The organism is Pseudomonas sp. SHLD1, assembly GCF_028640935.1.
Classification (GTDB): Bacteria; Pseudomonadota; Gammaproteobacteria; order Pseudomonadales; family Pseudomonadaceae; genus Chryseomonas; species Chryseomonas aestiva.
On record NZ_JAQZAD010000014.1, the window covers coordinates 139,491 to 152,749 of the forward strand.

Consider the following 13,259-nt stretch of genomic DNA (forward strand, 5'->3'; position numbering starts at 1 on the left):
GTCTGGCTCCCGGCACCTGCTTACCGAATGTTGCCGGGTCGCCGTCGCGACCAGCCGGTCGATACAAAATATTGCTGACCGCGGGCCGCCCACGGCGCTACTCTTGCGCCTTCCCCCTGCAGTTGCCGGAGACACCCCATGCGCTCGCGTCTGGCTGTGCTGTTCGCGCTTTCGCTCGCCCTCACCGCCGGCCAGGTTCAGGCCGCCGCCGAGGACGCGCGCCTCATCGCCAATCGCTATCTCGATGCCTGGAACGATCACGACGCTGAGGCCGCCAGCGCCCTGCTCGATCCCAAGGTGCAGTATTTCGACAGTGGCGCCGCCACCACCGAGACCAGCCGCACCCAGGCCCGCGACCGGATCGTCAAGGTTACCCTCAAGGCCGTTCCGGATCTGCAGGTGAAGATGGTGCACAAGCCGGTCATCGGCCCGCGCAGCATTGCCTTCGAATGGGAACTGACCGGCAACCGCGTCACCGCCACCGGCAAGCAACCGGTCAAGATCCGCGGCGCCAGCATCATGAAGATCCGCGACGGCCGCATCTGGTACCTGGGCGACTACTACGACAGCGACGCCTTGGAGGCGATGCTGCGCCCTGTCAAGCCCTGACCCGGGGAGCCATCCGCACGGATGGCTCCGTCCCGCGCCCTATTCCGCCCCGAATGGCTTGCGCAGCGGCGTATCCCGGTGGGCGGCGCGCACGTACTGCGGCGGCCAGGAGACCTTTTCGCGCAGGGCCTCGGCGGCATTCAGCGGCCAGTAGGGATCGCGCAGCAGTTCGCGGGCCAGCAACACCAGGTCGGCCTGGCCGGTGCGCAGCACGTGCTCGGCCTGGGCGGCATCGGTGATCATGCCCACCGCGCCACTGGGAATCCCGGCTTCCTTGCGTACCCGCTCGGCGAACTGGGTCTGGTAGCCGGGCCCGGTGGGAATGTCGGCCTGGGCCGCGGTACCGCCGGAAGAGACGTCGATCAGGTCGACGCCCAGGGTCTTCAGCCGCCGCGCCAATTCCACCGTCTCGTCGACGTCCCAGCCGTCTTCCACCCAATCGGTGGCCGAGACCCGCACGAACAGCGGCAACGCTTCCGGCCAGACCGCCCGCACGTCGGCGGTCACCTCCAGCAGCAGACGGATGCGATTCTCGAAATTGCCGCCGTAGTCGTCTTCGCGGCGGTTGGAGAGCGGCGAGAGGAACTGGTGCAGCAGATAGCCGTGGGCGGCATGGATCTCGGCCACCTTGAAGCCGGCCGCCAGGGCCCGCTCGGCGGTGTCCACGAAGGCCCGGCGGATGCTGGCGATGTCGTCGCGATCCACCGCCGTGGGCCGGGTGTGCTGGGGATCGAAGGCGATGGCCGAGGGCGCCACCGGCACCCAACCGCCTTCGGCGATGGGCACGCTGCCGTGCTTGCCGAGCCAGGGCTGCCAGGTGCTGGCCTTGCGGCCGGCATGGGCCAGCTGGATGCCGGCGACGCTACCCTGGCCTTCGATGAACTGGGTGATGCGCCGCAGGGGCTCGATCTGCTCGTCCTTCCACAGCCCCAGGTCCTGGGGCGTGATGCGCCCATCGGCGGTGACCGCGGTGGCCTCGAAGATCACCAGACCGGCGCCACCGGTGGCACGACTGCCAAGGTGAACCAGGTGCCAGTCGTTGGCGAAGCCGTCTTCGCTGGAATACTGGCACATCGGGGAGACCACCACGCGATTGGGCAGGGTCAGCTGACGCAGGGTCAGGGGTTGGAACAGGAGACTCATGGCGGACCTCGTCTAGTCGGGATGCACGGCATTGGAGTGCGTCCGACCAGAATAGATCGCCGATCCGACCGGGCTCGCCGGAAAAGTCGCCGAGCGAAGGCCAGGCAAGGCGCAACGACCAACGGGAGTAACAGCCAACGACTGGCACGGAGGGTGAGCGCCAGCGAATCAGATCAGCGCGGAAGCGGATCGGACTCGCGCTCGAGTTTGCGAGCGGTAAACGGGCATTCGCTCGGACTGGCGATCCAGCTGATTTTCAACGCGCCATCACCGCGCGCAGGCGCTTTTCAAGCGAGACCTAACGCGGTGCCAGGTGCACCACCAGCAACTGCACGCTTTCGTTGCCGCGGAATTCGTTCACGTCCAGCCGATAGGCCAGTTCGGCCCAGCGGATGTTGGGATCGGGCCAGGTGTCGCGGTCGATGTTGAAGGCGATGCCGTCCAGCTCGGGGCCGCCCTGCTCGCTGCGCAGGGTCAGCTTGAGGTGCCGTTCCTTGAGCAGCCGCTGGGAGAGGATCTCGAAGGTGCCGTGGAACAGCGGCTCGGGAAACTGCTGGCCCCAGGGACCGGCCTGGCGCAGGGCCTGGGCCAGGCCGAGCTGAAATTCGGTCGGGGCCAGGCAGCCATCGGTCTGCAGGCGACCGCTGAGATCCTCGGCCTGCAGGTGGCGCCGCACCTCGGCATCGAAGGCGGCGGCAAAGGTCTCGTAGTGCGCCTGGGGCAGACTGAGGCCGGCGGCCATGGCGTGACCGCCGAACTTGGTGATGAGTCCCGGATGACGGGTCGCCACGGCGTCCAGGGCATCGCGGATGTGCAGGCCGGGTACCGAACGCGCCGAGCCCTTGAGCATGCCGTTGCCACTGCCGTCGTCGGCGAAGGCCAGCGCCGGGCGGTGATACTTTTCCTTGAGGCGCGAGGCGAGGATGCCGATCACGCCCTGGTGCCACTCCGGATCGAACAGGCAGAGACCGAAGGGCAGATTGTCTTCCGGCAACTCCTTGAGCTGCTTGAGCGCCTCGCGCTGCATGCCCTGCTCGATGCTCTTGCGATCCTTGTTGAAGTCGTCCAGCTGCTGGGCATATTCCTGCGCCAGCTGCGGGTCTTCGCAGAGCAGCAGCTCGATGCCGATGGACATGTCGTCCAGGCGCCCCGCCGCATTGAGCCGCGGGCCGAGAATGAAACCGAGGTCGCTGGAGGCCACCTTGCCCGGCTGGCGCCCGGCCACTTCCAGCAGCGCCTTGAGCCCCGGTCGTGACCGACCGGCGCGGATACGCATCAGCCCCTGGTGCACCAGGATGCGGTTGTTGGCGTCCAGCGGCACCACGTCGGCGACGCTGCCGAGGGCGACCAGATCCAGCAACTCGGCCAGATTGGGCTCGGCCAGGCCCTGACGGGCGAACCAGCCGTTCTCGCGCAGGCGACTGCGCAGGGCCAGCATCACATAGAAGATCACCCCGACGCCGGCGATGCATTTGCTGGGAAAGGCGCAGGCCGGCTGATTCGGATTGACGATGGCATCGGCGGCGGGCAATTCGGCGCCCGGCAGGTGGTGGTCGGTGATGACCACCTGCAGCCCGGCCGCCTTGGCCGCAGCCACGCCGTCCAGACTGGAGATGCCGTTGTCGACGGTAAGCAGTACCTCGGGTTCGCGCTGCAGGGCCACGGCGACGATCTCGGGCGTCAGGCCGTAGCCGTATTCGAAACGATTGGGCACCAGGTAGTCGACCCAGGCCGCGCCCAGGCGACGCAGGGCCAGCACGCCCACGGCACTGGCGGTGGCGCCGTCGGCATCGAAATCGCCGACGATGAGGATGCGCCGGCGCTCTTCCAGGGCGCGCGCCAGCAGCTCCACCGCCGCCTCGATACCCTTGAGCTGGTAATAGGGCACCAGCCGCGCCAGGCCCTTGTCCAGTTCTTCCGGCAAGGTCACGCCGCGCGCGGCATAGAGCCGGGTGAGCAGCGGCGGCAGGTCGCCCAGGTCGGGCAAGACCGCCGGCAGCGGACGGGGCTCCAGGCGCATCAACGTTCGCCCAGCAGCCATTCCAGCTGCAATTCGTGCTGACCGCGGTCGTCGGTGACGAACAGGGTGCCTTCGCTGATCGTCACCTGCCAGGAGATGCTGCGCGGCAGATCGCGGGCCAGCTCGGCCAGGGGCTCGGCGGGAACCGCGGCGATATGCAGATTCTTCAGCGTCCTGACCGCGTCCACCACCTTGGTCTGCCAGACGCGCAGGTTGCCGTAGGCCAGCAGGCTGGTGCGCTCGGTGCGACGGCTGCACCAGGTCAGGCGGTCGGCATCGGGCTGGCCGACTTCGATCCAGTGCAGCACCCGGCCATCGAGACTCTTTTCCCACAGCGCCGGCTCGTCGACGTCGGACAGGCCGCGGCCGAAGGCCAGCTGCTCGTTGTACCAGAGCACATAGGCCAGCAAACGCACCGCCATTCGCTCCTCGGTCTCGGAAGGATGCCGCGCCACGGTCAGACGCAGATTCTCGTAGACCCCGCGATCCAGATCGGTGAGGTTGAGTTCGACTTTGTAGGGCGTGGCTTGCAGAGCCATGGGCGGGTCACCGGCAGGGAAAGCCGGGCATTGTACCGGAAAAGGCAGAGGGGCTTGGGACCGCGGATCCGTAGGTTGGCTTGCGCGCAGCAGCGACGGTTGGAGTCTGCCTTGTTGGGCTTCGACGCTGGAGCCGTCTCAACCCAACCTACCTGATACGTAGGGTGGAAAACCGCGCAGCGTTTTCCACGCCGGGCTTCGGGCACCGGTGGGTAAGGCTGCGCCGTTACCCACCCTACGCCGCTCATCGCGGCCATGGGCCGCGATAGTCGCGATCTGGAGGGCTAAAAACCCTACAGCGGCTGACCGCGCTTGCCGTGGCGGCTGACGAAGGCCTGGACGGCGGCGAGGTCGTTGGGCAGCACGGTGCAGCGCTCTTCGCGTTGCAGCAGGTCGGCCAGGTGGGTCGGCAGGCTGAGGGTCGCGCCGATGCCGGCCTTTTCCACCGCTTCGGGGAATTTCACCGGGTGCGCCGTACCCAGCACCACCATGGGCGTGGCCAGGCTGCGCCGGCATTCGCGAGCGGCGCGCACGCCGATGGCGGTGTGCGGATCCAGCACCTCGCCGGTGGCGGCATGGACCTCGGCGATGGTGGCGCAGGTCTCTTCATCGCTCACGGCAAGGGAGTCGAACAGCTTGCGCGCTTCGGTCCAGCGATCGTCCGCCACCGTCAGGGTGCCGCTGCTGCGGAAGTTCGCCATCAGCTCGGCCAGGGCCAGGCCATCGCGACCGTGCAGGTCGAACAGCAGGCGCTCGAAGTTGGACGAGACCATGATGTCCATGGACGGCGACAGCGTGGCTTCCAGCTGCTGCTTGTCGTAGCGATTGCCGGACATGAAGCGGTGCAGGATGTCGTTGCGGTTGGTGGCCACCACCAGGTGGCTCACCGGCAGACCCATGTTGCGTGCCAGGTAGCCGGCGAAGATGTCGCCGAAGTTGCCGGTGGGCACCGAGAAGGCGATGGAGCGCGCCGGGGCGCCCAGCTGCAGGGCCGCGTGGAAGTAGTAGACGATCTGGGCCATGATCCGCGCCCAGTTGATCGAGTTGACCGCCACCAGCGGGGTGCCCTTGAGGAAGCCCTGGTCGGCGAAGCTGGCCTTGACCATCTCCTGGCAGTCGTCGAAGTTGCCTTCGATGGCGATGTTGTGGATGTTGTCACCCAGCAGCGTGGTCATCTGCCGGCGCTGCACTTCCGACACCCGCTGGTGCGGATGGAGGATGAAGATGTCGACGTTCTCGCAGCGCTTGCAGCCTTCGATGGCCGCCGAGCCAGTGTCGCCGGAGGTGGCGCCCATGATCACCACGCGCTCGCCACGCTTGGCCAGCACGTGATCGAGCAGCCGTCCCAGCAGTTGCAGGGCGAAGTCCTTGAAGGCCAGGGTCGGGCCGTGGAACAGCTCCAGCACCCACTCGTTGGCGTCCAGCTGGCGCAGCGGCGCAATCGAGCCATGGGCGAAACCGGCGTAGGTCTCTTCCAGGATGGCCTTGAATTCGGCATCGGCGATGGAGCCGGCGACGAAGGGCTTCATCACCCGGAAGGCCAGCTCGTGATAGGGCAGGCCGGCCCAGGAAGCGATCTCCTCCAGGGAAAAGCGCGGCAGGTTTTCCGGTACGTAGAGACCGCCATCGCTGGCGAGACCCGCCAGCAGCACTTCTTCGAAATTCAGCGCGGGCGCCTGGCCGCGGGTACTGATGTAACGCATGACTCGACCTCGGGAAAGACGGCGGCGCCGGGCGCCGCCAGGCTGCTCAGTTCAGGTGCTCGACGCGGATGCGGACGACATCGCCGACGACATCGTCCAGGGCTTCCAGCGCGGTGATGGCCTCGACCATGTGGCGCTCGGTCACGCGATGGGTCAGCAGGATCATGGGCACCAGGCCGTCATGTTCCTCGGCTTCCTTCTGCATGATGGACTCGATGTTGATGCCACGCGCCGAGAGGATGCTCGCCACCTGGGCCAGCACGCCCGGGTGATCCTTGGCCTGGATGCGCAGATAGTAGGCGCTCTCGCAGGCCTCGATCGACAGCACCGGATGGTCGGACAGCGCATCGGGCTGGAAGGCCAGGTGCGGCACGCGATTCTCGGGATCCGAGGTCATGGCGCGAACCACGTCCACCAGGTCGGCCACCACCGCCGAGGCGGTCGGCTCCTGCCCGGCACCGGCGCCGTAGAACAGCGTCGAGCCGACGGCATCGCCATTGACCATCACCGCGTTCATCACGCCGTTGACGTTGGCGATCAGGCGATCGGCCGGGATCAGCGTCGGGTGCACCCGCAGCTCGATGCCCTGGGCGGTGCTGCGCGCCACGCCCAGGTGCTTGATGCGATAGCCCAGCGCCTCGGCGTAGCCGACATCGGCGGTGGTCAGGCGGGTGATGCCCTCGGTGTAGGCCTTGTCGAATTGCAGCGGAATGCCGAAGGCGATGGAGGCCAGGATGGTCAGCTTGTGGGCAGCATCGATGCCTTCGACGTCAAAGGTCGGATCGGCCTCGGCATAGCCCAGCGCCTGGGCTTCGGCCAGGACATCGGGAAAGGTGCGCCCCTTCTCGCGCATCTCGGAGAGGATGAAGTTGCCGGTGCCGTTGATGATGCCGGCCACCCAGTTGATACGGTTGGCGGCCAGGCCTTCGCGCAGCGCCTTGATCACCGGGATGCCGCCGGCCACCGAGGCCTCGAAGGCGACGATCACGCCCTGCTCGCGTGCCTTGGCGAAGATCTCGTTGCCGTGCACGGCGATCAGCGCCTTGTTGGCGGTGACCACGTGCTTGCCGTTGGCGATGGCGCGCAGCACCAGCTCGCGGGCCAGGGTGTAGCCGCCGATCAGCTCCACCACCACGTCGATCTCGGGATTGTCGGCCACCGCCAGGACATCGGCGGTGATCGGCGTACTGCCGGTGTCGCACTGGGGATTGGGTCGGCGCTGGGCGATCTGCGCCACCTCGATACCCCGCCCGGCGCGCCGGGCGATTTCCTCGGCGTTGCGCTTGAGCACGTTGAAGGTCCCGCTGCCCACGGTACCCAGACCACAGATGCCTACTTTGACCGGCTTCACACCCTTATCCCCCTATCAGGTGGCGCCGCTCCGCAGCGCCGTTGAAATCTCTCGCCGCGCCTAGCGGGCGCTGATTGCCGCTTCCGCCAGCTGGTCAGCCGGCTGGTAGCCCGGGATCATCTGGCCATCGGCGAGGATGATCGCTGGCGTGCCCTGGATGCCCATGTTCTGCCCCAGCGCGAATTGCTGGGCGACCGGATTCTGGCAGCTCTCGGACTTGACCTCACGGCCGGTGAACATCTGGTTCAGCGCCGCCGGCTTGTCCTTGGCGCACCAGACCGCCTCCAGCTGCTTGGAACCCGGCGAGCCCATGCCCTGGCGCGGGAAGGCTAGGTAGCGTACCTCGATGCCGCGCTTGTTCAGCTCGGGCACCTCGGCGTGCAGCTTCTGGCAATAGGGGCAGGTGGTGTCGGTGAAGACGGTGATGTGCGCCTTGGTCTCGCCCTGGGCGGGATAGACGATCATCTGGTTGCGATCGAGGCCATTGATCTGCCGCGCCACGGCGACGTTCTCGGCCTTCTCGGTCAGGTTGGAGGCCTTGCCGTCCTTGACCTGATACAGATAGCCCTGCATGACGAACTGGCCATCGCCGCTGGCATAGAGCACGCGGCCGCCCTTGAGCTGGACCTGGTAGAGGCCTTCCAGCGGACTCTTGGCGATGGACTCGATGGCGAGATTGGGTTGCAGCGCGGTCAGGCTCTGGCGAATGGCCTGCTCAGGTTCGGCCTGAGCCAGTTGCACGCCGAGCCCCAGGCAAGCGGCGAGCAACAGTTGGGAAATACGCATGTTTGACTCCTGTTGAGACGCCGGCAAGCCTACCACAGACCTGCCGGCTACGGCGGTGGGCCCTAGCCGCGCGGATGGTGCTGGGCGTGCAGTTGCTGCAGCCGCACGCGGGCGACGTGGGTATAGATCTGGGTGGTGGACAGGCTGGTATGGCCGAGCAGCATCTGCACCGTGCGCAGATCCGCGCCGTGGTTGAGCAGATGGGTGGCGAAGGCGTGCCTGAGGGTGTGCGGCGACAGCGAGGTACGGATGCCGGCCACCTGGGCATGCAGCTTGATGCGGTGCCAGAAGGTCTGCCGGGTCATGGGCGTGCCCCGCTGGCTGGGAAAGAGGATATCGCCGGGCTGGCCGCCCAGCAGCAGCGGACGCGCGGTCTTCAGATAGTTTTCCAGCCAGGCGATGGCCTCTTCGCCCAGGGGAATCAGCCGTTCCTTGCTGCCCTTGCCGAACACCCGCAACGAACCCTCGCGCAGGTTGATCTCGTCGAGGGTCAGGCTGATCAGCTCGGTCACCCGCAATCCGGTGGCATAGAGCACCTCGAGCATGGTGCGATCGCGCAGGCCGAGACTGTCTTCGGTATCCGGCGCGGCCAGCAGCGCCTCCACATCCGCCTCGGACAGACTCTTGGGCAGCGGCGCGCCCAGTTGCGGCATGCTCACCAGCAGCGTCGGGTCCTCGGCGATCCGCCCTTCGCGTACGCCGTACTTGTAGAAGCTGCGCAGACCGGAGAGAAAGCGCGCCGTGGAACGTGCCTGGTAACCCTCGCTCAGGCGCCAGCCGAGGTGATCGAGCACGGCGTCACGGCCGACCGTCTCCAGGGTCAGCCCCCTGCCCTCGAGCCACCGGGCAAAGGCCAGCAGATCGGTGCGATAGGCGCTGCGGGTATGGGGCGACAGCCCCTTTTCCAGCCACAGGGCGTCGAGGAATTCCTCGATCAGCCGCTCGGCGCTCACGCGGCGAATCCGGGCAGCACCGGCGTCGGCTTGCCCTCGTCATCGACGGCGACGAAGCTGAAGGCACCGTTGATGGCGCGCTCGCGCCCTTCCGCCAGCATGCCTTCGACGAAGACCTCCACCTGCACCTTGATGCTGGTGTTGCCGACCTTCACCACCCGGCCGATCAGCTCGACGATGGAGCCGGCGGGAATGGGGTGGTTGAAATCGATCCGGTCGGTGGAGACCGTCACCAGCGGCTTGCGGCAAAAGCGCGTGGCGGTGATGAAGGACACCTCGTCCATCCAGGCCAGGGCGGTGCCGCCGAACAGGGTGTCGTGATGATTGGTGGTGGGCGGGAAGACCGCCTTGGCCACACGGGTTTCCGACAGCGCCGTGCGCCGCTGGATTTCCGCTTCGCGGGTCGTCATGTCTGCCATACCTCGAACCTCAGAAACGAAAAAAGCAGCCGAAGCTGCTTTTTTCTGGTCACGCCGCGATCAGGAAAGCTTTTCCTTGATGCGGGCAGCCTTGCCGGACAGTTCGCGCAGGTAGTACAGCTTGGCCTTGCGCACGTCACCGCGACGCTTGACGCTCAGGCTGTCGACCAGCGGGCTGTAGGTCTGGAAGGTACGCTCGACGCCAACGCCGTTGGAGATCTTGCGTACGGTGAAGGCGCTGTTCAGGCCGCGGTTACGCTTGCCGATCACCACGCCTTCGAAGGCCTGCAGACGCTGACGGTCGCCTTCCTTCACCTTAACCTGGACAATCACGGTGTCGCCGGGGGCGAACGCCGGGATTTCTTTGTTCATCTGCTCAGCTTCGATCTGGGCAATGATTTTGTTGGTCATGTCACTCTGCTCCTAAGACAGGCCGCGGCCCGCCATCGATACCTAACTATCGTTCCGCTGACGGAGATATTCCGCCAACAGGTTCTGCTCTTCCCCAGAAAGCGAGCGGCCATCCAGAAGATCGGCGCGTCGCTCCGCAGTACGTCCCAGGGACTGCTGCAGGCGCCAGCGCCGGATATGCTCGTGGTTACCACTGAGCAACACGTCGGGTACGCGACGGCCCTCGTACACCTCGGGTCGGGTGTAGTGCGGGCAATCGAGCAGACCGTCGGTAAACGAGTCCTGCTCGGCGGAATCCACATGCCCCAAGGCTCCGGGCAGCAGTCGCGTAACCCCATCGATCAGCACCATGGCCGGCAATTCACCGCCGGACAGCACATAGTCGCCAATCGACCATTCTTCATCCACGTGCGTCTCGATGAAACGCTCGTCGATACCTTCGTAACGCCCGGCGATGAGGATCAGATGTTCCTCCTGCGCCAGTTCCCGTACCGCCGCCTGGTCGAGCTTGCGACCCTGGGGGGACAGGTAGATCACCTTCGCCGCCGAATTACCCCTGGCATCGGCCAGGGCACGCTCCAGCGGCTGGATCTTCATGACCATGCCGGGACCGCCGCCGAAGGGCCGGTCGTCCACGGTCTGGTGGCGATCCTCGGTATAGCTGCGCGGGTTGTAGCAGGTCAGCTCCAGGAGCCCCTGCTTCATCGCGCGACCGCTCACGCCATAGGCGCTCACGGCTTCGAACATCTCGGGAAAGAGGCTGATGACAGCGATACGCATGGATCAGAAATCCGCGTCCCAGTCGACCTGCATCTCGCCCTTGGCCAGATCCACCGCCAGCACGTACTGGTCGGGCAGATAGGGCAACAGACGCTCTCGATCGTCGAGGCTGCCAGCACAGGGCATGACCACCATGACGTCGTTGGCCCCGGTCTCCAGCAGATGATCCACCACACCCAGCCACTGGCCTTCGCGATTGATCACCTTGAGACCTTCCAACTGATGCCAGTAGTAGTCACCGGCGCCCAGTTGGGGCAATTCGCTGCGCGGCACGCAGATCTCGAAACCGGCCATCAGGCGGGCTTCTTCACGATCGTCCAGGCCCTGCAAACGTACCGTCAGGACCTTGCCGTGCAACCGACCGCCGAGCACCTTGACCTGCCGGGTCTCGCCTTCGCGCCTGAGCGTCCAGGTCCGATAGTCCAGCAGATTGTCGAGCGGATCGGTAAAGGAGTAGATCTTGAGCTCACCGCGTACGCCGAAGACCGAAACTATCTTGCCCAGGACCACCAGGTCGGGGGCGGAGGTCGGCGTACTCATGATCTTCAGGCGGTAGCCTGAGCGCTCTTGAGCAGCTGAGCGACGCGCTCGGACGGCTGGGCGCCCTGCGACAGCCAGTAGCTGGCACGCTCTTGGTCCACCGACAGACGGATTTCAGCGCCGCTGGCCACCGGGTTGAAGAAACCGATGCGCTCGACGAAACGACCATCACGCGCATTGCGGCTGTTGGTCACGGTCAGGTGGTAGAAGGGGCGCTTCTTGGAGCCGCCACGGGCTAGACGGATGGTTACCATTGAACTTCGTTCCTGTAGTCGGTGCTTGTAGCTGTGGGCACACTGGGCCACATGGCCCGAAAGGCCGCATATTCTAAGGGCTGTCACCCGGTTTGCCAATGGCTTTAAACGGTGCCCTCGGCATTGCGGCAGCCTGGAGACTCCAGCAGCGGAGCCTCGTCGCTCGCGAAGGTGCATCAGCACTGGTGCCGACACCCCTTGCAGAGCCCTTTCCAGTGCCGACCATCTGGCGACGGGCGGCACCAGGAAATCACATCTTGGGCATGCCGCCGCCGGGGAGCATGCTGCCCATGCCGCGCATCATCTTGGCCATGCCACCCTTGGCGGTGACCTTCTTCATCATCTTCTGCATCTGCTTGTGCTGCTTGATGAGGCGGCCGACGTCCTGCACCTGGGTACCGGAGCCCAGGGCGATACGCTTCTTGCGCGAGCCACTGATCAGCTCCGGATCACGGCGCTCGGCCGGGGTCATGGAGTCGATGATGGCTTCCATCTGCTTGAAATGCTTTTCCGCGGCGCCCTGGGCATTACCCATCTGCTGGATGTTCATGCCGCCCATCATGGTCGGCAGCTTGTCCATCAGCGAACCCAGGCCGCCCATGTTCTTCATCTGCCGCAACTGGTCGCGGAAGTCTTCGAGATCAAAGCCCTTGCCCTTCTTGAGCTTCTTGGCCAGTTTGTCGGCCTTCTCGCGATCCAGGGTCTGCTCGGCCTGCTCGATCAGCGAGAGGACGTCGCCCATACCGAGGATGCGCGAGGCGACGCGATCCGGGTGGAAGGGATCGAGGGCTTCGCTCTTCTCGCCCATGCCGATGAACTTGATCGGCTTGCCGGTGATGTGGCGGACCGACAGGGCGGCACCGCCCCGGGCATCGCCATCGACCTTGGTCAGGATCACGCCGGTCAGCGGCAGGGCGTCGTTGAAGGCCTTGGCGGTGTTGGCGGCGTCCTGACCGGTCATGGCGTCGACCACGAACAGGGTCTCGGCCGGCTTGGTGGCGGCATGGACCTGCTGGATCTCCGCCATCATCTCGCTATCGATGTGCAGGCGACCGGCGGTGTCGACGATGACCACGTCGATGAACTTGAGCTTGGCTTCACGGATGGCGGCCTGGGCGATCTCCACCGGCTTCTGGCTGATGTCGGAGGGGAAGAAGGTGACCCCCACCTCCCCGGCCAGGGTTTCCAGCTGCTTGATGGCGGCCGGGCGGTAGACGTCGGCGGAGACGACCATGACGGTCTTCTTCTTGCGTTCCTTGAGGAAGCGCGCCAGCTTGCCCGCGGTGGTGGTCTTGCCCGCGCCCTGCAGGCCGGCCATGAGGATGACCGCCGGCGGCGCGACGTTGAGCGCCAGATCCTCGTTCGCCGCGCCCATGATGGCTTCGAGTTCGGCGCGCACGATCTTCACGAAGGCCTGCCCCGGCGTCAGGCTCTTGGACACCTCGGTGCCGACCGCCCGCTCCTTGACCCGGTTGACGAACTCCTTGACCACCGGCAGGGCGACGTCCGCCTCGAGCAGCGCCATGCGCACCTCGCGCAGGGTGTCCTTGATGTTGTCTTCGGTGAGCTTGGCCTTGCCGGTAATGTGGCGCAGGCTTTGGGACAGGCGGTCTGTGAGATTCTCGAACATGCGGACATCCAGGGCAGAAACGGCGGCTGACCGACAAGTATAACGAAAGAGCGCCTGACCAGGGATAGCCGCTGGGGCCTGTACCGCGTGAATCCGTCAGCAATGCCCGATTCGGCGAGCA

General features: G+C 65.8%; 14 protein-coding genes. 1 reads left to right on the top strand and 13 read right to left on the bottom strand.

The window, feature by feature from the left end:
* Window positions 1-138 precede the first annotated feature (138 nt).
* Complete coding sequence (locus PVZ77_RS11240; RefSeq protein WP_093256106.1) at window positions 139-609, top strand: nuclear transport factor 2 family protein; 471 nt, start codon at window positions 139-141, stop codon at window positions 607-609.
* A 39-nt stretch (window positions 610-648) separates the two neighbouring features.
* Here PVZ77_RS11240 and PVZ77_RS11245 read toward each other — a convergent pair whose 3' ends face one another.
* The 13 genes from PVZ77_RS11245 to ffh form a co-directional block, all read right to left on the bottom strand.
* Entirely contained in the window at window positions 649-1,752 is a 1,104-nt protein-coding gene (locus PVZ77_RS11245; RefSeq protein WP_273806505.1) for an NADH:flavin oxidoreductase/NADH oxidase, read from the bottom strand.
* 298 nt (window positions 1,753-2,050) lie between these two features.
* Window positions 2,051-3,772, bottom strand: coding sequence for a single-stranded-DNA-specific exonuclease RecJ (gene recJ / locus PVZ77_RS11250; RefSeq protein WP_273806506.1), 1,722 nt, complete (start codon window positions 3,770-3,772; stop codon window positions 2,051-2,053).
* The gene (locus tag PVZ77_RS11255) at window positions 3,772-4,311 is read right to left on the bottom strand and encodes a YaeQ family protein (RefSeq protein ID WP_158891322.1); all 540 of its coding nucleotides are present in this window, start codon (window positions 4,309-4,311) and stop codon (window positions 3,772-3,774) included. Before PVZ77_RS11255 ends, recJ begins: the two co-directional genes overlap by 1 nt.
* 293 nt (window positions 4,312-4,604) lie before the next feature.
* Window positions 4,605-6,014, bottom strand: coding sequence for a threonine synthase (thrC, locus tag PVZ77_RS11260; RefSeq protein WP_273806507.1), 1,410 nt, complete (start codon window positions 6,012-6,014; stop codon window positions 4,605-4,607).
* Between the two features lie 46 nt (window positions 6,015-6,060).
* Entirely contained in the window at window positions 6,061-7,365 is a 1,305-nt protein-coding gene (locus PVZ77_RS11265) for a homoserine dehydrogenase (protein WP_208692582.1), read from the bottom strand.
* A 60-nt stretch (window positions 7,366-7,425) separates the two neighbouring features.
* Window positions 7,426-8,151 carry a thioredoxin fold domain-containing protein gene (locus PVZ77_RS11270; protein WP_158891329.1) on the bottom strand — a complete coding sequence of 242 codons (726 nt, stop codon included), beginning with the start codon at window positions 8,149-8,151 and terminating at the stop codon, window positions 7,426-7,428.
* Between the two features lie 62 nt (window positions 8,152-8,213).
* The gene (xerD, locus tag PVZ77_RS11275) at window positions 8,214-9,104 is read right to left on the bottom strand and encodes a site-specific tyrosine recombinase XerD (RefSeq protein WP_273806508.1); all 891 of its coding nucleotides are present in this window, start codon (window positions 9,102-9,104) and stop codon (window positions 8,214-8,216) included.
* Window positions 9,101-9,514, bottom strand: a complete 414-nt coding sequence (locus tag PVZ77_RS11280; protein ID WP_007160958.1) for an acyl-CoA thioesterase — start codon at window positions 9,512-9,514, stop codon at window positions 9,101-9,103. The genes xerD and PVZ77_RS11280 overlap by 4 nt, the downstream gene beginning before the upstream one ends.
* A gap of 69 nt (window positions 9,515-9,583) precedes the next feature.
* A complete protein-coding gene (gene rplS, locus PVZ77_RS11285; RefSeq protein WP_007160957.1) occupies window positions 9,584-9,934 on the bottom strand; it encodes a 50S ribosomal protein L19 in 351 nt (116 codons plus the stop codon).
* A 42-nt stretch (window positions 9,935-9,976) separates the two neighbouring features.
* On the bottom strand, window positions 9,977-10,714 hold the full coding sequence (gene trmD / locus PVZ77_RS11290; RefSeq protein ID WP_273806509.1) for a tRNA (guanosine(37)-N1)-methyltransferase TrmD: 738 nt from the start codon (window positions 10,712-10,714) through the stop codon (window positions 9,977-9,979).
* Window positions 10,715-10,717: 3 nt separating this feature from the next.
* Window positions 10,718-11,254, bottom strand: a complete 537-nt coding sequence (rimM, locus tag PVZ77_RS11295) for a ribosome maturation factor RimM (RefSeq protein ID WP_064307868.1) — start codon at window positions 11,252-11,254, stop codon at window positions 10,718-10,720.
* A gap of 5 nt (window positions 11,255-11,259) precedes the next feature.
* The gene (gene rpsP, locus PVZ77_RS11300; protein ID WP_017640797.1) at window positions 11,260-11,508 is read right to left on the bottom strand and encodes a 30S ribosomal protein S16; all 249 of its coding nucleotides are present in this window, start codon (window positions 11,506-11,508) and stop codon (window positions 11,260-11,262) included.
* A 250-nt stretch (window positions 11,509-11,758) separates the two neighbouring features.
* Window positions 11,759-13,138 (bottom strand): signal recognition particle protein, encoded by a 1,380-nt coding sequence (ffh, locus tag PVZ77_RS11305; RefSeq protein ID WP_273806510.1) that lies wholly within the window; start codon window positions 13,136-13,138, stop codon window positions 11,759-11,761.
* Window positions 13,139-13,259: the final 121 nt, after the last annotated feature.